Source organism: Variovorax sp. IB41, from assembly GCF_016405905.1.
Lineage (GTDB): Bacteria > Pseudomonadota > Gammaproteobacteria > Burkholderiales > Burkholderiaceae_C > Variovorax.
In genome coordinates, this window is record NZ_JAEFCB010000010.1 from 206473 (window position 1) to 227059 (window position 20587).

Annotated in this window: 17 protein-coding genes; 13 read left to right on the forward strand and 4 right to left on the reverse strand. The window is 69.4% G+C overall.

Annotated features, from left to right (window positions below; genetic code table 11):
• Window positions 1–2: 2 nt before the first annotated feature.
• Window positions 3–2294 carry a heavy metal translocating P-type ATPase gene (locus tag JC881_RS19430; protein WP_198787339.1) on the forward strand — a complete coding sequence of 764 codons (2292 nt, stop codon included), beginning with the start codon at window positions 3–5 and terminating at the stop codon, window positions 2292–2294.
• Window positions 2295–2297: 3 nt separating this feature from the next.
• On the opposite strand, the gene JC881_RS19435 is transcribed toward JC881_RS19430, so the two are convergent.
• Entirely contained in the window at window positions 2298–2876 is a 579-nt protein-coding gene (locus JC881_RS19435) for a carboxymuconolactone decarboxylase family protein (RefSeq protein WP_198787340.1), read from the reverse strand.
• A gap of 119 nt (window positions 2877–2995) precedes the next feature.
• On the opposite strand from JC881_RS19435, the gene JC881_RS19440 reads away from it, so the two are divergent.
• The 4 genes from JC881_RS19440 (at window position 2996) to JC881_RS19455 (ending at window position 5945) form a co-directional block, all read left to right on the forward strand.
• Complete coding sequence (locus JC881_RS19440) at window positions 2996–3328, forward strand: winged helix-turn-helix transcriptional regulator (protein WP_198787341.1); 333 nt, start codon at window positions 2996–2998, stop codon at window positions 3326–3328.
• A 210-nt stretch (window positions 3329–3538) separates the two neighbouring features.
• Complete coding sequence (locus JC881_RS19445; protein ID WP_198787342.1) at window positions 3539–4021, forward strand: DUF4148 domain-containing protein; 483 nt, start codon at window positions 3539–3541, stop codon at window positions 4019–4021.
• Window positions 4018–4491: a DUF305 domain-containing protein gene (locus tag JC881_RS19450; protein ID WP_198787343.1), complete on the forward strand. Its 474-nt coding sequence runs from the start codon at window positions 4018–4020 to the stop codon at window positions 4489–4491. The genes JC881_RS19445 and JC881_RS19450 overlap by 4 nt, the downstream gene beginning before the upstream one ends.
• Window positions 4488–5945: a YncE family protein gene (locus JC881_RS19455; RefSeq protein WP_198787344.1), complete on the forward strand. Its 1458-nt coding sequence runs from the start codon at window positions 4488–4490 to the stop codon at window positions 5943–5945. Before JC881_RS19450 ends, JC881_RS19455 begins: the two co-directional genes overlap by 4 nt.
• 4 nt (window positions 5946–5949) lie before the next feature.
• Here JC881_RS19455 and JC881_RS19460 read toward each other — a convergent pair whose 3' ends face one another.
• On the reverse strand, window positions 5950–6690 hold the full coding sequence (locus JC881_RS19460; RefSeq protein ID WP_198787345.1) for a response regulator: 741 nt from the start codon (window positions 6688–6690) through the stop codon (window positions 5950–5952).
• A 152-nt stretch (window positions 6691–6842) separates the two neighbouring features.
• Here JC881_RS19460 and JC881_RS19465 point away from each other — a divergent pair, with 152 nt between their 5' ends.
• The 3 genes from JC881_RS19465 (at window position 6843) to JC881_RS19475 (ending at window position 11108) form a co-directional block, all read left to right on the forward strand.
• The gene (locus tag JC881_RS19465) at window positions 6843–7217 is read left to right on the forward strand and encodes a response regulator (protein ID WP_198787346.1); all 375 of its coding nucleotides are present in this window, start codon (window positions 6843–6845) and stop codon (window positions 7215–7217) included.
• Between the two features lie 14 nt (window positions 7218–7231).
• Entirely contained in the window at window positions 7232–9769 is a 2538-nt protein-coding gene (locus JC881_RS19470; RefSeq protein ID WP_198787347.1) for an ATP-binding protein, read from the forward strand.
• Window positions 9770–9833: 64 nt separating this feature from the next.
• Entirely contained in the window at window positions 9834–11108 is a 1275-nt protein-coding gene (locus JC881_RS19475; protein ID WP_198787348.1) for a cation:proton antiporter, read from the forward strand.
• A 16-nt stretch (window positions 11109–11124) separates the two neighbouring features.
• On the opposite strand, the gene JC881_RS19480 is transcribed toward JC881_RS19475, so the two are convergent.
• Together JC881_RS19480 and JC881_RS19485 are read right to left on the reverse strand one after the other, a co-directional pair.
• Window positions 11125–12453 carry a heavy metal sensor histidine kinase gene (locus JC881_RS19480; protein WP_198787349.1) on the reverse strand — a complete coding sequence of 443 codons (1329 nt, stop codon included), beginning with the start codon at window positions 12451–12453 and terminating at the stop codon, window positions 11125–11127.
• On the reverse strand, window positions 12450–13127 hold the full coding sequence (locus JC881_RS19485; protein WP_198787350.1) for a heavy metal response regulator transcription factor: 678 nt from the start codon (window positions 13125–13127) through the stop codon (window positions 12450–12452). The genes JC881_RS19480 and JC881_RS19485 overlap by 4 nt, the downstream gene beginning before the upstream one ends.
• A gap of 160 nt (window positions 13128–13287) precedes the next feature.
• On the opposite strand from JC881_RS19485, the gene JC881_RS19490 reads away from it, so the two are divergent.
• The 5 genes from JC881_RS19490 to JC881_RS19510 all read left to right on the forward strand — a co-directional run bounded on the left by JC881_RS19490 (window position 13288) and on the right by JC881_RS19510 (window position 20577).
• Entirely contained in the window at window positions 13288–13662 is a 375-nt protein-coding gene (locus tag JC881_RS19490; RefSeq protein WP_198787351.1) for a hypothetical protein, read from the forward strand.
• Window positions 13663–13757: 95 nt separating this feature from the next.
• Entirely contained in the window at window positions 13758–15095 is a 1338-nt protein-coding gene (locus JC881_RS19495) for a TolC family protein (RefSeq protein WP_198787352.1), read from the forward strand.
• A gap of 12 nt (window positions 15096–15107) precedes the next feature.
• Window positions 15108–16481 (forward strand): efflux RND transporter periplasmic adaptor subunit, encoded by a 1374-nt coding sequence (locus JC881_RS19500; protein ID WP_198787353.1) that lies wholly within the window; start codon window positions 15108–15110, stop codon window positions 16479–16481.
• Between the two features lie 10 nt (window positions 16482–16491).
• Entirely contained in the window at window positions 16492–19701 is a 3210-nt protein-coding gene (locus JC881_RS19505; RefSeq protein WP_198787354.1) for a CusA/CzcA family heavy metal efflux RND transporter, read from the forward strand.
• Between the two features lie 123 nt (window positions 19702–19824).
• Window positions 19825–20577, forward strand: a complete 753-nt coding sequence (locus JC881_RS19510) for an SDR family oxidoreductase (RefSeq protein WP_198787355.1) — start codon at window positions 19825–19827, stop codon at window positions 20575–20577.
• Window positions 20578–20587: the final 10 nt, after the last annotated feature.

Sequence of the window (20587 nt, forward strand, 5' to 3'; positions counted from 1 at the left end):
TCATGACGAACCAGAACGCCCTGAAGCCCGTGACGCCGGCCCTTCATCAAGACCACGACCACGGTCACGATCATTCGCATGGCCATCCTCATGCGCATGCAGAAACAAGCTGCTGCGGCAGCCCGGTCTGCGCCTCGTCCCCCGCCGCGGACACCGCCGACATTCCCAAGGGCGCCTTGCTCTTTCGCATTCCCACGATGGACTGCGCGGTCGAAGAATCCGAAATCCGCCGCGCGCTCGAGCCGGTTGCGGGCGTCAAGGGCCTGCGCTTTCGCCTCGGCGAACGCACGATGGCCATCACGGCCGACGATGCGGCCTTGCCCCAGGCGCTCGATGCGATCCGCAAGGCCGGCTTCAAGCCCGAGCCGGTCGGCGATGCAGCCGACCCGGCCACCCCTGTCGTCCCGGCGCGCATCGCGGGCATGAGCACCGGCCTCGCGCGCCTGGTCGCCGCGCTGGTGCTGGCCATCGCGGCCGAATCGATCTCGTTCCTCGCGCTCGAAGGCAAGGGCTTCATGGCCGTCGAGATGGGGCTCGCGCTCGCGGCCATCGGCCTCGCGGGCCTGGACACCTACAAGAAGGGCTTCGGCGCGCTGGTGCGCGGCCGCCTCAACATCAACGCGCTGATGGCCGTCGCCGTAACGGGCGCCTTCGTCATCGGCCAGTGGCCCGAGGCCGCGATGGTGATGGCGCTCTATGCAATCGCCGAACTGATCGAAGCGCGCGCCGTGGACCGCGCCCGCAATGCGATCCAGGGCCTGCTCGCGCTCTCGCCCGAAGAGGCCGAGGTGAAGCAGCCCGACGGCAGCTGGCAGACGGTGCGCGCCGACGCGGTGCCGCTCGACGCCATCGCCCGCATCCGCCCCGGCGAGCGCGTGCCGCTGGACGGCGTGGTGACCGCGGGCCTGAGCGCCATCGACCAGGCGCCCGTCACGGGCGAGAGCATTCCGGTCGACAAGACCGTCGGCGATGCGGTCTTCGCGGGCACTATCAACCAGACCGCCGCGCTGGAATTCCGTGTCACGGCCGTGGCCGCCAACACCACGCTCGCGCGCATCATCCACGCGGTCGAAGAGGCGCAGGGCACGCGTGCGCCCACGCAGCGCTTCGTCGACAAGTTCGCCGCCATCTACACGCCCACGGTCTTCGTGCTGGCGCTGGCGATTGCGCTGTTCGCGCCGCTGTTCATGGACTGGACCTGGCTGCAGGCCCTCTACAAGGCGCTGGTGCTGCTGGTCATCGCCTGCCCGTGCGCGCTGGTGATCTCCACGCCCGTCACGGTCGTGAGCGCGCTCGCATCGGCCGCGCGGCGCGGCATCCTCATCAAAGGCGGCACCTACCTCGAGGAGGCGCGCAAGCTCAAGGCGGTGGCGTTCGACAAGACCGGCACCATCACCGAAGGCAAGCCCAAGCTGGTCGAGTCGACGCTGCTCGATGCATCGGGCAACGAGGCGGCGGTGTTCGCGATCGCCGCGAGCATCGCGGGCCGCTCGGACCATCCGGTGTCCAAGGCCATCGCCGCGGGCCTGAAGGGCGAGCGCGCAGAGGTCGGCGATTTCACCGCGCTGCCGGGCCGCGGCGTGCAGGCCGCGCTTTCGGGCCAGACCTACATGCTCGGCAACCACCGGCTGATCGAGGAGAAGGGCCTGTGCACGCCGGCGCTCGAAGCCGAGCTCCAGCGCCATGAAGAGGCCGGCCGCACCGTGACGCTGCTCGCATCGGGCCAGGCCGTGCTCGCGCTCTTCGCCGTGGCCGACACCATCAAGGAATCGTCGCAGGCCGCCGTGGCCGAGCTGCGCGCGCTGGGCGTCGTGCCCGTGATGCTCACCGGCGACAACGCCGCGACCGCCAGGACCATCGGCGCCCACGCCGGCATCGAGGACGTGCGCGGCAACCTGCTGCCCGAGGAAAAGCTCGGCGCCATCCAGGCGATGCAGGCGCGCTACGGCGCGGTGGCGATGACCGGCGACGGCATCAACGACGCCCCCGCGCTCGCGCAGGCCGACATCGGCTTCGCCATGGGCGGCGCGGGCACCGACACCGCGATGGAAGCGGCCGACGTGGTCATCATGAACGACGACCTGCGCCGCATTCCCGAGACCATCCGCCTCTCGCGCCGCGCGCACGCGGTGCTCTGGCAGAACATCACGCTGGCGCTGGGCATCAAGGGCGTGTTCTTCGTGCTCGCGGTGTTCGGCAGCGCGACGATGTGGATGGCGGTGTTCGCGGACATGGGAGCGAGCCTCCTGGTGGTGGCGAACGGGCTGCGGTTGATGCGGGCCGAGAAAGGCTGAGGCCTACCAGCGCGCGGCCCATTTCTCCAACGGCACGCGCGCCGCATTGCACACATAGCTCACCGCGTGGTACCACCCCGCGAGCATCATCAGCTCGATCAGTTGCGCGTGACTCCAGTGTTCGCTGAGCGATTGCCAGAGCTCGTCGTCGATGTCGCTGCGGTCGTGCAACTGGTCGACCATCGATACCAGCAGCCTGTCGCGCGGCGCGAGCAGTTCCACGTCTTCGGCGACCGACGCCATCACGCGCCGATCGACTGCGCTGAACCCCGCCGCATCGGCAAACGCCGCGACGTGCACGCCCCATTCGTACTCGGCGCCGCAGCGGGCGCAGGCGCGGGTGATCACCACCTCGCGGTCGCGCAGGCCGACGGCGGCCTTCCGGCCCAGCAGGTAACGGCCCAGCCCCAGCGTCCGCTCGGCGAGTTCGGGGTTCACGGCCAGCACGCGGAAGAGCGCGAGGATCTCGGGCTGTCCGGGCGGATTCATCCGCGCCAGCAGGTCGGCGATGGGTTCGGGGAAGGGCGCTTCGAGCGGTGGAATGCGTGGCGCGCTGAGGGGTGGCAGGGCGGCGGTCGTCATGGTCGGAATCCTTCGTAGAATGCGTCGAAATCGCTACGAAAAGCGTAGCGATCCGGCGCAGTCTATCGCTACGAAATGCGTAGCGCAAGAGGGGCCCGTTCGATCACCGGAAGCACGATATGGACAACGAAGAAACATCGGCCTCGCAGCCCGCGTCCCCCACGCCCCCCGCGGCGCGGCGGCCCATCATGCGATTGCTGGAGCAGCTGGGCCGCAAGGGCACGCTGCGCATCCTGTGGGAGTTGCGCGATGGCTCGCCGCAGAGCTTCAGGGCGCTGCGCACGAGCACGGAGGACATGTCGCCCTCGGTGCTGAACGACCGGCTCAAGGAGTTGCGCGCGGCTGGCGTCGTCGAGCTCTCGGGCACGGGCTACGTGCTCACCGAGGCGGGCGGCGAACTCGTCAAGCGGTTGACGCCGCTCAACCAGTGGGCCAACCGCTGGTTCGAATGACCCTGTATTTCATCTGCAATCGTTCCCGCTTCATCTGAATCGGCCGCGCCGCGCGCGCAATTCGTGCGCAACGCGCGCTTTGCAAAGTAGAGCCCGAGACAAGCACCGCCCCCGGTGCCTGGATCACCCAGTGTTGGCTCGGGGCCTGCCGGACGCGTGTCTGCCGGCGCACCCCTTCTACTTTTTCAGATGCGCAAGAAGGAAACGATCATGAAGAAACTCAATGCCGCCATGGCTGCCCTTGCCGCCACCTTGATGCTCACCGCCGCCGGCGCCGCCTCGGCCCAGAGCCTGACCCGCGCCGAAGTCGTCGCGCAACTGAAGGCGGCGCAGGCCAGCGGCCAACTGGCTGCACTGACGGGCGAAGACAGCGGCTCGGCCTACCTGTCGCGCCACTTCCAATCGAGCGAACCGCGCTCTGAAGTGAAGGCCGAACTGGCGCAGGCCAAGGCCGACGGCACGCTCGGCGTGCTGGTCGCCAGCGACAGCGGCTCGGCGTATCTCTCGCGCAATTTCAAGTCGACCGAGCCGCGCGCCGAGGTCAAGGCCGAGCTGGCCACTGCCGAGAAGAGCGGCCACTTCGATGCGCTCTACGGCGAAGACAGCGGCTCGTTCTTCCTCGCGCACGGCGGCAACGCGGTGGCGACGAACAGCGCCGTCGCGATGGCCACGCCTCAGAACGCAGGCCAGTGAGCGCCACGTCACCACGCCGGCAGCGCGGCATCGCGCTGGCGGCCGTAGTGGGCGCCGCGCTGGTCGCTGCCGCGGGCGTGCTGCCCGCGGCGGCCGACTCGCTCGCCGCCGCCTTCGCCGCCGAGAACGACGCGGCCATGAACCGCATGATGGCCGCGATGGAGATCAAGCCCTCGGGCGACGTCGACCGCGATTTCGCCGCGATGATGATCCCGCACCACCAGGGCGCGATCGAGATGGCGCAGGCCGAGTTGCGCTACGGCCGCAACGAGCAGCTGCGCCGCATCGCGCAGGAAATCATCGTCGAGCAGCAGCAGGAGATCGCGGCGATGCACCTCGCGCTCGGCCAGCCGCTGCCGCCTTCGGCACCCGCGCCCACGCAGGGCCTTTCCGCCACCAACACAACAGATGCCATGCCGCATCGGCACACGATGCCCGGCATGCACATGGAGCACCGAGACAACCCATGACCCCCATTCGTCAAGCTGTCGCGCTGCTGTGCGCATCGCTAGCCTTCGCCACGTCGTTCGCGCACGCAGGGCAGGCCCCTGGTGCCGCCGCGTCCGCCGACATTCCGGTGAGCCACCGCGACCGCCTCTATGCCGCCGAGCAGTTCTCCAACACCGTCTCCGTGACAGACCCGGCCGACAACAGGCTGCTGGGCGTGATCCGCCTGGGCGATCCGTCGCCCGGCAACTTCAGCCCGCTCTACAAGGGCCAGGTGCTGGTGCACGGCATGGGCTTCTCGCCCGACCATCGAACGCTGGCCATCGTGTCGATCGGCTCCAACTCGGTGACCTTCATCGACACCGCGACCAATGCGGTCAAGCACACCACCTACGTCGGCCGCTCGCCGCACGAGGCCTTCTTCACGCCCGACGGCAAGGAGGTGTGGGTCACGGTGCGCGGGGAGAACTACGTGTCGGTGATCGACGCGGCCACCTTCCAGGAGAAGACCCGCATCGTCACGCCCGCCGGGCCCGGCATGCAGATCTTCTCGCCCGACGGCAAGTACGGCTACGTGTGCTCGTCGTTCAACCCCGAGACCGTGGTGATCGACACAGCCAGTAAGCAGATCGTCGGCCGCGTGAAGCAGAACAGCCCCTTCTGCCCCAACATCGCCGCCACGCCCGATGGCAAGCAGGTGTGGTTCACCCTCAAGGACGTGGGCCGCACGATGGTGTTCGACGCGAAGCCGCCGTTCGCTGTCATCAAGTCGTTCGACACCGGGCCGATCACCAACCACGTCAATTTCGCCGCCACGAAGAAGGGCACCTTCGCCTACGTGACCGTTGGCGGGCTCAACCAGGTGAAGGTGTTCCGCACCGACGATTTCTCGCAGGTCGCGACCATCCCGGTGGGCAAGCTGCCGCACGGCATCTGGCCCTCGGGCGACGGCTCGCGCATCTATGTGGGGCTGGAGAACGCCGATGCGCTCGCCGTCATCGACACCGCGACGAACAAGGTCGTGGGCGAAGTGCCCATCGGCCAGGCGCCGCAGGCGATCGCCTATGTGCCGAACGCGGTGCCCGAAGGCGATGGCACGCAAGGGCTGCAGCCGCTCGGCGTGGCGGGTCAGGCCGCGCACCTCACGCTCATGGCCGTGCAGGGCGACAAGGCGGGTGCGCCTACCAGCGTGACGCTGTTCGACCAGGGGTTGACGCAGGTGCTGCAGGCCTCCGCGACGGGGCTCGAGCCGAAGTCGCCTTACGTGCTCGCGCTTGCCGAGCAGCCCGACGGCGGCGGCGCGCTGCAGCCGCTGGCCAACTTCATGACCAACCCGGCGGGCTCGGCCATCGTGAACGCGATCGGGCCGATCCGGCAGATCGTGCAGTCGAGTGCGGATGCCTCGCGCCGGTACCTCGTGATCGCGCCGCAGGTGGCGGGCCAGCCCGGCAAGCCGGTGCAGGTGCAAAGCCTCTGAAGCTTCAGTTCAGCGCGTCGACCTGCGTGTCGAACACATAACCCGCACCGCGCTCGGTGCGGATGAACTGCGGCGCCGAGGCATCGACCTCGATCTTTCGCCTGAGGCGCAGGATCTGCACGTCGATCGACCGGTCGTACACCTCCGCGCCGTGCAGGCGCGAGAGCTCGAGCAGCTGGTCGCGCGAGAGCACGCGCTGCGGCGCCTCGCACAGCGCCAGCAGCAGGTTGAATTCGCCGTTGCTCAGCTCCACCCGCCGGCCGTCCGGCGCGGTGAGGCGGCGCACCAGCACGTTCAGTTCCCAGCCCGCGAAGCGGTAGGCCCGCCGCTCGGTGCCGCCCTTGGCCGGCGCCGCCGCGATGGCGTCGCGCTGCACCTGGTAGCGCCGCAGCACCGCACGGATGCGCGCGAGCAGCTCGCGGTTGCTGAAGGGCTTGGTGATGTAGTCGTCGGCCGCGATCTCCAGGCCCATCACGCGGTCGGCCTCATCGCGCTTGCCGGTCACGATGATCACCGGGATGGCGCTGGTCTCGCGCAGGTGGCGCGCCAGGTGCATGCCGTCCTCGCCGCCCAGGCGCAGGTCCAGCACCACCAGGTCGATGACCGATTCCGCGAGCGCCTTCTTCATCTCGGCGCCCGAGACGGCGGTGGTCACGCGCAGCTCGTTCTCGGTGAGGTACTCGGCCATCAGTTCCCGGATGGCCGGATCGTCGTCGACAACAAGGATGTGGTGGCTGGCGCTCATGGAGGCGAAGGGTAATGCAACTTCGCTGCGCGCGGCGTGCGGGCGCATTACAGATGAAACGCCCGCGCCGCCGCCGACATGAGCGCGGCATGTGCAGGAGCGCCAATAGCGTCATGGCGGCAACCCGCGCCGCCCGCACCTGCAGAGAGACCATGCCCACCGTCGTAGTGATCGAGGAAGATAGCGCCATGCGAACACTGATTTGCGAATGGCTGCTGGGCGAGGGCTACGCCGTGCGGGCGCTGCCCGCGCAGGGCCTCGCCACCTCCTCCCACGGCGGTAGCGAGGCAGACCTGGTGATCGTCGATGTGCCCGACCTGCGGGGCGGCGGCGCCGACACCGTGCGCGCCGTGCGGGCCGGCTATCCGCGCGCGGCGCTCATCGGCCTCTCGACCCGCCTGGGCCGCAGCCTGCACAGCGACTCGAACCCCGCGCGCGCCCTCGGGCTGCGCCGCCTCGTCGCCAAGCCCTGCGCACGCGGCGAGCTGCTCCAGGCCGTGGCCGACACCATCGGCGCGGCGCACTGAGAACGCGTGACGCCATGAAATCCGCCGACCGCCTGCGCCGCCGCATCGTTGCCGCCGGCGTGCTGCTGATCGCCGCGTGCATCGGCTCGGCGGGCTACGACGGCTGGCGGCTGCACCAGCAGATCATGCTGGCCAACGAGCGCGAGCTCGGCAACCTCGCCAAGGCGCTGGCCGAGCAGTCGCTGCGCAGCATGCAGGCGGTCGACGTGGTGCTGCGCGACACCGCGAGCTGGTACGGCGCCTCGAGCGGCGACTTCGGCCCCGGCGAGGTGTCGCCGGGCCTGGCCTCCCGCACGGTCGGCGTGCCGCAGGTGAGCGTGCTCACCATCGTCGATGCCCACGGCATGCAGCGCCATCGCTCGCGCGAGACGGGCGGTCCGCTGTCCGATGTGTCCGACCGGCCGTACTTCACCGCGCAGCGCGATTCGCGCGACACGGGTCTTTTCATCAGCGAGCCGATGACCACCCGCACGGAAGGCATGCCGGGGCTGGTGGTGTCGCGCCGCATCGACGGGCCGGGCGGCGCGTTCGCGGGCGTGGTCACCGCCATCGTCACGCTGCAGCACCTCGAAGGCATGTACTCGGCCATCCAGCTGGGCCAGGGCAGCTCGCTGCTGCTCACGCTGAGCGACGGCACGCTGGTGGTGCGCCAGCCTGGGCCCACCGACCCCGAGAAGAAGCTGAGTTTTCCCGAGCTCGCGGCGCTGAAAGAAGGCGGCAAGGTGGCGCGCGCCATCAACCCGATGGACGGCCGCCCCAAGCTGATCGCCGCGGTGGGCGTGGGCAAGCGGCCGCTGATATTGGCCATCATGCGCGACGAGGAAGAGGCGCTGCGCCCCTGGTACGACGAGATGTGGAGCTCGGGCATCCGCACGGTGCTGCTGATCCTGCTGGTGGTGCTCACCATCGTGGGCCTCCTGCGCCAGCTGCGGCGGCAGGAACGCGGCGAACTGGCGCTGCGCCAGAGCGAGGAGCGCTACGCCATGGCCATGGAGGCCGCGAACGAAGGCCATGCCGAGTGGAACTTCGCCGAGGACTCGGTGTTCGTCTCCGACAAGTGGCGCGCGCTCCACGGCGTCGATGCGTCGGTGCCGCTGGGCACCTCGGCCGACGTGCTGCGCCACGTGCGTCTGCACCCCGACGACGCCCCGCGCGCGAAGGCTGCCATCGACGACCACCTGGCCGGCCGCACGCACGCGGTCGAACTCGAATACCGCGTGCGCCACGCCGGCGGCGAATGGCGCTGGATCCACGCCCGCGGCCGCTGCGTGCGCGACGAGGCGGGCGCGGCGCTGCGCCTCTTCGGCGCGGCCACCGACGTGAGCGACCGCAAGCTCGCCGAGGCCGACAAGGCCCGGCTCGAGGCGCGCCTGCAGCAGACGCAGCGCCTGGAGGCGCTGGGCACGCTCTCGGGCGGCATCGCGCACGATTTCAACAACATCCTGGGCGCCATCCTCGGCTTCGGCGAAATGGCGCAGCAGCAGGCCGAGGCCGGCAGCGCGATGCGCCGCCACATCGACCGCGTGATGCAGGCCGGCGCCCGTGCGCGCCTGCTGGTGCGGCGCATTCTCGATTTCAGCCGCAGCGGCATCGCCGAGCGCGTGCCGGTCAACATGCAGGCGCTGGTCGAAGAGGTGATCTCGATGCTCGTGCCCACGCTGCCGCCGGGCCTGCGCGTGGACGCGCGGCTGCAGTCCGGCAGCGCGGCCGTGGTGGGCGACGGCACGCAGCTCTACCAGGTGGTGATGAACCTCTGCACGAACGCCGTGCAGGCCATGGGGGAAGTTGGCGAGGTGGGCGAGGTCGGCGTGGTGAGCCTGCGGCTCGACCGCGTGGACATCGCCGAGAAGCGCGCGCTGCTGCACGGCGACATCGCCGCCGGTTCGTACGTGCGCCTGGACGTGGGCGACACCGGCCCGGGCATTCCGCCCGAGGTGCTGCAGCGCATGTTCGACCCGTTCTTCACCACCAAGAAGGTGGGCGAGGGCACGGGGCTCGGGCTCTCGGTGGTGCACGGCATCGTGGCGGACATCGGCGGCGCCATCGATGTGGTGACGGGCAATGGCCAGCCGACGGTCGTGTCGGTGTGGCTGCCGGTGCTGCAAGGGCAGGCGGCCGAGGGCGAGCCCGAACAGGCGCCGCTGGACACCGTGCCCGGCTGCCCGCGCGGCAACGGCGAGGTCGTGATGATCGTGGACGACGAGCAGCCGCTGCGCGAACTGGCCGAGGAACTGCTCGCGAGCCTGGGCTACGAGCCGGTGGGCTTCGGCACCAGCGAGCGCGCACTGGCCGCGTTCGAGGCCGATCCGCTGCGCTTCGACGCGGTGCTCACCGACGAGATGCTGCCCGGCATGCCCGGCAGCGAGCTGGCCCGGCTGCTGCGCGCGAAGCGCCCGGCGCTGCCGGTGGCGCTGGTGAGCGGCAACGTCAACGTGGCGCTAGAGCAGCGGGCGCGCGATGCGGGTGTGGCCGAGGTGCTGCACAAGCCGCTGGGGCTGCAGGAGCTGGCCGAGTGCCTCGCGCGCATCCTGGCGGGCCGGCTGCCGGATTGAACCCGGCCCCCCGCGGCACTAACATCGCTGGCTACGCCCCCTGGCGCCCGCGCCCCGATCTCCCATGTCCGTCACCACCCTGCTGCTGCAACTCGTCGTCATCCTCACCACCGCGCGCGTCTGCGGCTGGGTGCTCCGCTACCTGGGCCAGCCCAGCGTGGTGGGCGAAATGGCCGCGGGCCTGATGCTCGGGCCGGCGGTGATGGGCGCGCTCTTTCCCGCGCTGCATGCGCAGCTGTTCGCCAAGGATCTGCTGCAGGGCCTCTCGTCGCTCTCGACCGTGGGGCTGGTGCTCTTCATGTTCGTCGTCGGGCTGGAGCTGCGGTCTTCGCAGAACATGCGCGCGCAGCTGAAGGCGGCCGGCGCCGTGGGCGTGCTCAGCGTGATCGTGCCGCTGGCGCTGGGCCTGGCGATCTCGCCGACGCTGTATCCCGCGCTCGCGCCGGCCGGCGTCGCGTTCTGGCCGTTCGCGCTCTTCATGGCGGCGGCGCTCTCCATCACGGCTTTCCCCGTCATGGCGCGCATCCTGAAGGACCGCGGCATGACGCGCACTTCCTTCGGCCAGCTCTCGCTGAGCGCCGCGGCGGTGGTCGATGTGTTCGCCTGGATCCTGCTGGCCTTCGTGGTGGCCATGGTCGGCGCGGGCGAGGGCTATGCGGGCCTCGTGAAGATCACGGTCGGCGTGGTGGTGATGCTGGCCTTCCTGTTCTTCGGCCTGAAGCCGGCCTTCGCCTGGCTGCTGCGCGTGAAGGCGCCCGACGGCGAGCCGTCGACCACGGTGATGGCCTCGCTGATGATCGGCCTGCTGGTCACCGCGCTGCTGACCGAATGGCTGCACCTGCATGCGGTGTTCGGCGCCTTCCTGTTCGGCGCCTGCCTGCCGCGCGATGACCGCCTGTTGCGCTCGCTGAGCGAGCGCATCGAGCCCATTTCCATCGTCGTGCTGATGCCGCTCTTCTTCGCGCTCGCGGGGCTGGGCACCACCGCCAGCGCCTTCACGGGCACGAGCCTGGGCGCGATGCTGCTGATCATCGGCGTGGCCACCGTCGGCAAGGTCGCTGGCGGCGCGGCCGGCGCGCGCATGGCCGGCTACGGCTGGCGCGACAGCATGGCCACCGGCTCGCTGATGAATGCGCGCGGGCTGATGGAGCTGATCGTCATCAAGATCGGTTTCGACGTGGGCCTGATCGGCCCCGAGCTCTTCACGATGCTCCTGGTGATGGCGCTCGCCACCACCGCGATGACGGGGCCGCTGATGACGCTGTGCATCGGCCGCAAGCCGAAGGCGGTGGCCGGCGTGGCCGCCCCGGCGGAAGCCGAGGCGCACGCCAAGCCCTGAGCGCGAGGCAGCGCTTTCAGCCGTTGCGGCGCACCGTGAAGCCGATGCGCGTTTCCCCGCCTTCGCTCGTCGCGAACACGCGCCCGCCGTGCATGCGCGCGATGGCCTCGACGATGGCGAGGCCCAGCCCGTGGTGCCGGACCGATCCGTCGCGGGCCTGCGCGGCGCGGTAGAAGCGCTCGAAGAGGCGTGGGAGCGCGGCCGCATCGATCGGCTCCCCGCGGTTCACGACCGAGAGGATGAACGCGTCGCGGTCTTCCTTCAGTTCGATGCCGATGGCCGAAGCGGGCGCTGCGAAGCGGATCGCATTGCCCAGCAGGTTGGAGAGCGCGCGGCGGACCAGCGCGGCGTCCACGTCGGCCATCGCATCGCCGGTGACTTGGGCCTTCAGCCCCGCCTCGTCGAGCATCGCATCGTAGAAGTCGATCACGTCGCGCGCCTGCGCCGCCAGGCTCACGACGGCGCGCGAACGCGTGGAGGTGCCGCGGTCGGCCTTCGAGAGAAACAGCATGTCGGTGACGATGCCCGAGAGGCGGCCGATCTCCTCCAGGTTCGATGCCAGCACGGCCTGCAGTTCTTCGTTGGAGCGCGGCCGCGTGAGCGCGAGTTCGGTGGAGCCGATCAGGTTCGCGAGCGGCGTGCGCAGCTCGTGCGCCACGTCGGCATTGAACGATTCGAGCTGCACGTAGGCGCGCTGCACGCGCATCAGCAGCGCGTTGAACTGCGTGATCCACGGGCGCAGTTCTTCGGCGAAGGCCAGTGCATCGATCGGCTGGTTGGTCTTGTCGGGCGCCATCGCCGCGGTCCGGTCGGCCAGCGCCTTCAGCGGCCGCAGGCCGCGCCGCACCAGCCACATGCCGGTGAGCGACACGAGCGCCGTGCCCAGCACCACGGCGCCGAGCAGCGTCCAGGCGAGGCGTTCGAGGAGCCGCGCTTCCTGCGCCACGTTCACGCCGAGCTGCACCTGCAACTGGGTTGCGGGACCGTTTTGCTGCCAGGGCACCGTGAGGTCGCGCCGCATCCAGCGCCCGCCCGCCGTGGGCCGCGACTGGAAGAGCTGCCGGCCCGCATGCGAGATCGACAGGCTCACGTCGTCCTGCATCGAGAAGAAGTCGTCCAGCTTGTGCCTGAGGAAGACGAGGTCGCCGCCTTTCTCGGCCTCCTTCAGAAGGTGCTCTACCAGCACTGCTTTCTGGTCGAGTTCGTCCTCCTGCTTCTGGCCGAAGTTCCAAGCCGTCACGAGGTAGATGGCCAGGCAGATCACGCTGAGGCCGAACAGCGTCTGCGCGGCGATCCAGAGCGAGAGGCGGCGCTGGATCGAGTTCGCGTGCGGCCGGGGGCTCATGCCCAGGAGCGGTCTTCCAGCACGTAGCCCATGCCGCGCACGGTGTGCAGCAGCTTCACTTCGAACGGATCATCGATCTTGCTGCGCAGGCGCCGGATGGCCACTTCCACCACGTTGGTGTCGCTGTCGAAGTTCATGTCCCACACCTGCTCGGCGAGCGTGGTGCGCGAGAGGATCTGGCCGCGCCGGCGCAGCAGCACCACCAGCAGCGTGAATTCCTTGGCCGTGAGGTCCAGCCGCCCGCGGTTGCGAAACACCTTGCGGCTGGCCATGTCCAGCTCCAGGTCGGCCAGGCGCAGCACCGTCGAGTCCTGCGCCTTGCCGCGCCGCAGCAGCGCCTGCACGCGCGCCAGCAGTTCGGAGAAGGAGAAGGGCTTGACGAGGTAGTCGTCCGCGCCTTGCTGCAGGCCCTGCACGCGGTCTTCGACCTTGTCGCGCGCGGTGAGCACCAGCACGGGCACATTCTTCGTGCGGCGTATGGCCTGCAGCACGGCGAATCCGTCGATGCCGGGCAGCATCACGTCCAGCAGTACGAGCGCGTAGTCGCCCTCGGTGGCGAGGTAACGGCCCTCGATGCCGTCGCGGGCTATGTCGACCACATATCCGTTTTCCTCCAGCCCTTTTTTCAGATAGTCGCCCAGTTTGGGCTCGTCTTCGATGACAAGAATTCGCATCGTCGAATCGTACCCAATACCTTTCAATGCACCGGTTACGATTTAGTAATCCTATTGACGGACAAGGCGCCGCCTTCGCGTCGTAGATTGCGCCGGGCCCTCGAACCGCAGGGCCTTTGCGGGATGGGGACTTCACCCCCGTCGATATACTTTTTGACTCATGCGTCGCTGGCTCCTCATCTTTTTGCTGCTCCTGCTTCCGTTCCAGCTCAGCTGGGCGGCGTCGGCGGCGTATTGCGAGCACGAGCGCGATACGCAACCCGGGCACTGGGGCCACCATGAGGACGATGCCCGCGGCACCGATCGCACGCACACCGGCGACGGCGCCAAGAAGAACGCCACCACGCAGCCCAACGGCGCGGTCGGCCATTGCATCGTGAGCCACTTCGGCTGCGCGCAGCATGTGAACGTGGCGGCCGGCGATACAGCCGATGCACCGCGGCTGCCCCAGGTGCTGCACGCCCGATCGGAAGAGCGTTTCGTTTCGCATGTCTCCGAAGTCCCGGTGCGCCCCGCACGGCCTCTCGCCCTCTGATTCGGCGAGAGAACACCACCCACCACTGATCCCCTTCATCAGCTGAGCTCTCGCCGAATTCGTCCGTCCGTTGTTTCGCAACCCAGGAGAATTCGATGCGCACGCTCTTCGTGCCGCTGGCCGTGTTGGCCTTGGCGGTGCCCCCGGCCTATTCACAAACGCAGTCGCAGACTGCTGCCGGCTCCCAGTCTTCTTCATCCCGCGCGCCCGCCAGGACGCTGGAGCCCGCGGGTCCGCTGACCCTTCGCAGCGCCGTCGCGATGGTGCTGCAGTCCAACCCCAGCCTGTCCGCAGCCTCGCGTGAGCAGGAGGCCACCGAGGGCGCGATCGTGCAGGCCGGCGCCTGGCCCAACCCGGTGCTCGGCGCGCAGCTGGAAGACCTGCGTCGCGACAACCGCACGACCACGCTGCAGCTGAGCCAGCCCATCGAACTGGGCGGCAAGCGCGCGGCCCGCGTGACGGCGGCGGAGCGCGCGCGCGACCAGGCCGCATCGGCGCTCGCCGCGCGGCGCTCGGAGCTGCGCGCATCGACCGTCACGCTGTTCTTCGAGGTGCTGACCGCGCAGGAGCGCCTGCGGCTCGCGCAGGATTCCGTCGGCCTCGCGCAGACCGCGACGAAGGCCGCCGCCAACCGCGTCACGGCCGGCAAGGTGTCGCCGCTGGAGGAGACTCGCGCGCGCGTCGCCGAGGCGGGCGTGCGCGTCGAGCTGCTGCAGGCCGAGGGCACGCTGCGCTCGGCGCGCCAGCAACTGGCCGCGCTGTGGGGCAACCCGTCGCCGCGCTTCACGCAAGTGGACGGCGCGGTCGACCAGTTGCCGGTGCTCGCTTCGGCACGGGACGTTGAAGGCCGGCTCTTCGCCGCGCCCGTGCTGCGGCAGGCGCGGCTCGAAGTCGAACGGCGCGAGGCGCTCTCCAGCCTGGAGCAGGCCAAGCGCATCCCCGACATCACCGTCTCCCTCGGCGCCAAGCGCGTGCCCGCGTCCACCGACACCGAGGGCGCGAGCAGCCGCCGCAACCAGGTGGTCGTCGGCCTCTCGGTGCCGCTGCCGATCTTCGATACGAACCGCGGCAACCTCGCCGAGGCGCTCAGCCGCGAGGAGAAAGCGCGCGACGACCTCGCCGCCGCCGAGCTGCAGCTGGGCGCCGACGTGGCGCAGGCCACCGAGCGCCTGCGCTCGGCGCGCGCCACGGCCGAGACGCTGCAGCGCGATGCGCTCCCCGGCGCCGAGACCGCCTACAGGGCTGCGACCAAGGGCTTCGAGCTGGGCAAGTTCAGCTTTCTCGAAGCGCTCGATGCGCAGCGCACGCTGTTCCAGGTACGCAACCAGTACCTCGTCGCACTGGCCGATGCGCACCGCGCGGCCGGCGAGCTCGACCGGCTGCTGGGCACCGACGGCGAAGAAACCCTGCATGCGACGCCCGTCGCGCGCTGACAAGGACAGACCATGAACACGCAACAAGAACGCAAGACCTTCGCCGAACGCATCGGCAAGAAGCAGTGGATGGCCATCGTCGCCGTCCTGGTCGTGGGCCTCGCGGCGGGCGCACTCATCCTGCGCACCGCGCCGGCCAAGCCCGAGGCGGCGGGCCATTCGGAAGCCGGGGGGCATGCCGACGGCGAGCACCACGAGGAGGGAAGGGCCGAAGGCAAGGACCACGGCCATGAGCACGGCCATGAAGAGGCCAAGGGCCATGGCGACAAGGAGCACCACGGCGAGGAGTCCAAAGAAAAGAGCGAGAAGGGTGCTCCCGGCGAAGCGAAGGCCGAGTCGAAGGAACGCAAGGCGGAAGAAGAAAAGATCGCCTTCACCGACGAGCAGGTCAAGGCCGCCGGCATGGCCATCGAAAGCGCCGGCCCCGCGCGCATCAAGACCTCGCTGCAACTGCCGGGGGAGATCAAGTTCAACGAAGACCGCACGGCCCACGTGGTGCCGCGCGTGGCGGGCGTGGTCGACAGCGTGTCGGCCAACCTGGGCCAGGAGGTCAAGCGCGGGCAGGTGCTCGCGGTGCTCTCGAGCCCGGGGCTCTCGGAGCAGCGCAGCGCGCTGCAATCGGCGCAGCGCAGGCTCGAGCTCGCGCGCAGCACCTACGAGCGCGAGAAGAAACTCTGGGAAGAAAAGATCTCGCCCCAGCAGGACTACCTGCAGGCCCAGCAGGCCATGCAGGAGGCGCAGATCGCCGTGGCCAACGCCCACCAGAAGCTGCTGGCGCTGGGCGCCACGCCGGGCTCGGCCGCGCTCGGGCGCTACGAGCTGCGCGCGCCCTTCGACGGCATGGTGGTCGAGAAGCACATCTCGCTCGGCGAATCGGTGGGCGAGGCGGTCAACGTGTTCACCATCTCCGATCTCTCGACCGTGTGGGCAGAGATCAGCGTGGCCGCGGGCAACCTGAACCTCGTGCGCATCGGCGAGCCGGTGACCATCCGCTCGACCGCGTTCGACCAGACCGCCAGCGGCACGGTGTCGTACGTGGGCTCGCTCATCGGCGCGCAGACGCGCACGGCCACCGCGCGCGTCACGCTCACCAACCCGCAGCGCGTGTGGCGCCCGGGCCTGTTCGTGAACGTGGAACTGGTGGCGTCCGAGGCGGACGCGCCCGTCACGGTGTCGGCCGAGGCGGTGCAGACGGTGGAAGACAAGCCCACCGTGTTCCTCAAGGTGCCCGGCGGCTTCCTGCCGCAGCACGTGCAGACCGGCCGCAGCGACGGAAAGCGCATCGAGATCGTGGGCGGCCTGAAGCCGGGCGCGTCCTACGCGGCCAGCGGCAGCTTCGTCGTGAAGTCGCAGCAGGGCAAGAGCTCGGCCACGCACACCCACTGAGGACCGCCGCATGTTCGAACGCATCATCGGCTTCTCCATCGCGCAGCGCTGGCTCGTGCTGCTTGCCGTGCTCGGCATGGCCGCGCTCGGCGTCTTCAGCTACCAGAAGCTGCCCATCGACGCGGTGCCCGACATCACCAACGTGCAGGTGCAGATCAACACCGCCGCGCCCGGCTATTCGCCGCTGGAAGCCGAGCAGCGCGTGACCTACCCGATCGAGACGGTGATGGCGGGCCTGCCGGGCCTGCAGCAGACCCGCTCGCTCTCGCGCTACGGCCTCTCGCAGGTGACGGTGATCTTCCAGGACGGCACCGACATCTACTTCGCGCGGCAACTGGTGAACGAGCGCATCCAGTCGGCGCGCGAGCGCATGCCCGCCGGCATCTCGCCGGTGATCGGGCCGATCTCCACGGGGCTGGGCGAAATCTACCTCTGGACCGTCGAGGCGGAGGAGGGCGCGAAGAAGCCCGACGGCAAGCCCTACACGCCCACGGACCTGCGCGAGATCCAGGACTGGATCATCAAGCCGCAGCTGCGCAACGTGAAGGGCGTGACCGAGATCAACTCCATCGGCGGCTACGCCAAGGAGTTCCATATCGCGCCCGACCCCGCGAAGCTCTTGGCGCACGGCCTCACGATGACCGACCTGGTCACCGCGCTGGAGCGCAACAACGCCAACGTGGGCGCGGGCTACATCGAGAAGCGCGGCGAGCAGTACCTCATTCGCGCGCCGGGGCAGGTGAAGTCGGCCGAGGACATCGGCAACGTGATCCTGGGCAACGCGGGCGGCATTCCGCTGCGCGTGCAGGACGTGGCCGAGGTCGGCATCGGCCAGGAGCTGCGCACGGGCGCGGCCACCGACAACGGCCGCGAGGTGGTGCTGGGCACCGTCTTCATGCTGATCGGCGAGAACAGCCGCACCGTGTCGCAAGCGGTCGACAGGAAGATGCAGGAGGTCAACCGCACGCTGCCCGCGGGCGTGAAGGCGGTGACGGTGTACGACCGCACGGTGCTGGTGGACAAGGCCATCGCCACGGTGAAGAAGAACCTCTTCGAGGGCGCGGTGCTGGTGATCGCGATCCTCTTTCTTTTTCTCGGCAACATCCGCGCGGCGCTGATCACCGCGCTGGTGATTCCGCTGTCGATGCTCTTCACCTTCACCGGCATGGTGAACCAGAAGGTCAGCGCCAACCTCATGAGCCTGGGCGCGCTGGACTTCGGGATCATCATCGACGGGGCGGTGGTGATCGTGGAGAACTGCGTGCGGCGCCTGGCGCATGCGCAGGCCAAACACGGCCGGCCGCTCACGCGCAGCGAGCGCTTCCACGAGGTGTTTGCGGCCTCGCAGGAGGCGCGGCGCCCGCTGCTTTTCGGGCAACTGATCATCATGATCGTGTACCTGCCGATCTTCGCGCTCACCGGCGTGGAAGGGAAACTCTTCCACCCGATGGCCTTCACCGTGGTGATCGCGCTCCTGGGCGCGATGATCCTGTCGATCACCTTCATTCCCGCGGCCGTGGCGCTGTTCATCGGCAACAAGGTGAGCGAGAAGGAGAACCGGCTGATGGCGTGGGCCAAGCGCGGCTATGCGCCGCTGCTGGCGCGCGTGATGACGATCAAGCCGTTGGTCATCACCGCGGCCGTGGTGGCGGTGCTGCTCTCGGGCCTGCTGGCCACGCGGCTGGGCACGGAGTTCGTGCCCAGCTTGAGCGAGGGCGACTTCGCGGTCCAGGCGTTGCGCATACCGGGCACCAGCCTCACGCAGTCGGTGGAGATGCAGATGCAGCTCGAGCGCACGCTGAAGGCGAAATTCCCGGAGATCGAGCGCGTGTTCGCGCGCACCGGCACGGCCGAGATCGCATCGGACCCGATGCCGCCGAACATCTCGGACGGCTACATCATGTTGAAGCCCGAGAGCGAGTGGCCTGCGCCCCGCCGCACGCGCGCCGAGCTGCTGACGGCGGTGCAGGAAGAGGTCGAGAAGCTGCCGGGCAACAACTACGAGTTCTCGCAGCCTATCCAGCTGCGCTTCAACGAGCTGATCTCGGGCGTTCGCAGCGACGTGGCGGTGAAGATCTTCGGCGACGACATGGCCGTGCTCGACAAGACCGCGGCCGAGGTCTTGAAGGTGCTCGCGGGCATCGCCGGCGCGGCCGAGGTGAAGGTCGAGCAGACCACGGGCCTGCCGATGCTCACGGTGAACATCGACCGCCAGAAGACCGCGCGCTACGGCCTGAACGTGGGCGACGTGCAGGACGCGATTTCCATCGCGGTCGGCGGCCGCGAGGCGGGCACGCTGTTCGACGGCGACCGGCGCTTCGGCATCCTCGTGCGCCTGCCCGAGAACCTGCGCACCGACCTGGAGGCGATCAAGCGGCTGCCGATCGCGCTGCCGAAGGGTGTGGGTGTGGGAGTGGGCACAGGCGCTGAGGCCGCGCGCACCAGCTTCATCCCGCTCGGCGAAGTCGCCACGCTGGAGCTCGCGCTGGGCCCCAACCAGGTGAGCCGCGAGGACGGCAAGCGCCGCATCGTCGTCAGCGCCAACGTGCGCGGGCGCGACCTGGGTTCCTTCGTGGCCGAGGCCGAAGAGGCGATGCGGGCCGTGCGCATTCCCGCCGGCTACTGGACCGACTGGGGCGGCCAGTACGAGAACCTCGAATCGGCCACGCAGCGCCTGCAGGTGGTGGTGCCGGTGTCGCTGCTGCTGGTGTTCACGCTGCTCTTCGCGATGTTCGGCAACCTGAAGGACGGGTTGCTGGTGTTCACCGGCATTCCGTTCGCGCTGACCGGCGGCATCGTCGCGCTGTGGCTGCGCGGCATTCCGCTGTCGATTTCGGCGGCGGTGGGTTTCATCGCGCTCTCGGGCGTGGCGGTGCTCAACGGGCTGGTGATGATCTCGTTCATCCGCAACCTGCGCGAAGGCGGGATGCCGCTGGACGAGGCGATCCGCGAAGGCGCGCTCACCCGGCTGCGGCCGGTGTTGATGACGGCGCTGGTCGCGTCGCTGGGCTTCGTGCCGATGGCGATCGCCACCGGCACCGGCGCCGAGGTGCAGCGGCCGCTCGCGACGGTGGTGATCGGCGGCATCCTCTCTTCGACCGCGCTGACGCTGCTGGTGCTGCCGCTGCTCTACCGCATCGCCCACCGGCGCGATGAGGACGAAGCGGTAGAGGAGGCCCGCAGGCGCGAGGCCCGCCCCGTGTCGATGGGGCTGCCCTAGGCGCGCAGCGGGTCGATTTCCTGGTTTTTCGCCCGGCCTGTCACAAACCCGTGACGCCGGACGTCTAAGGAACAGGCGCCTCCGGACGGAGGTGCTTCTTTCGCCATTCACCAGGAATCGATCATGAAAATCGTCATCATCGGAGGCTCCGGCCTCATCGGCTCGAAGCTTGCCGTGCTGCTGCGCCAGGCGGGCCACGAGGTCGTTGCGGCCTCGCCATCCACCGGCGTCAACACGCTCACCGGAGAGGGCCTGAGGGAAGCGCTCGCGGGTGCACGCACCGTCGTCGACGTGGCGAATTCGCCCTCGTTCGAGGACGAGGCGGCGCTGCATTTCTTCGACACGGCGGGGCGCAACCTGCTGGCCGCCGAGGCAGAGGCCGGCGTCGCGCACCACATCGCGCTGTCGGTGGTCGGCACCGATCGCCTGCTGGCCAGCGGCTATTTCCGCGCCAAGCAGCGCCAGGAAGAGCTGATCGAGGCCTCGCCCGTGCCCTGGACCATCGTGCAGGCCACGCAGTTCTTCGAGTTCGTGGCCGGCATCGCCGACGGGAGCGTGCGGGGCGGCGAGGTGCGGCTGTCGAACGCGCTGATCCAGCCCATGGCGGCGGACGACGTCGCCGCGGCGCTGGCCGTGGTGGTGGCCGAGCCGCCCGCGCGCGGCCGCATCGAGATCGCGGGGCCCGAGGCGCTGCCGCTCGACGCGCTGGTGCGCCGCCTGTTCGCGGCGACCGGCGACAAGCGCCCGGTTGTCACCGATGCCGGGGCCAGCTACTTCGGCGTGGAGCTGGACGACCGCTCGCTGACACCGGGCCGCGACCCTCGCCTGGGCACGACGCTTTTCGCAGACTGGCTGGCACAGCGCGCACGCGCCTGATTCACCCGCT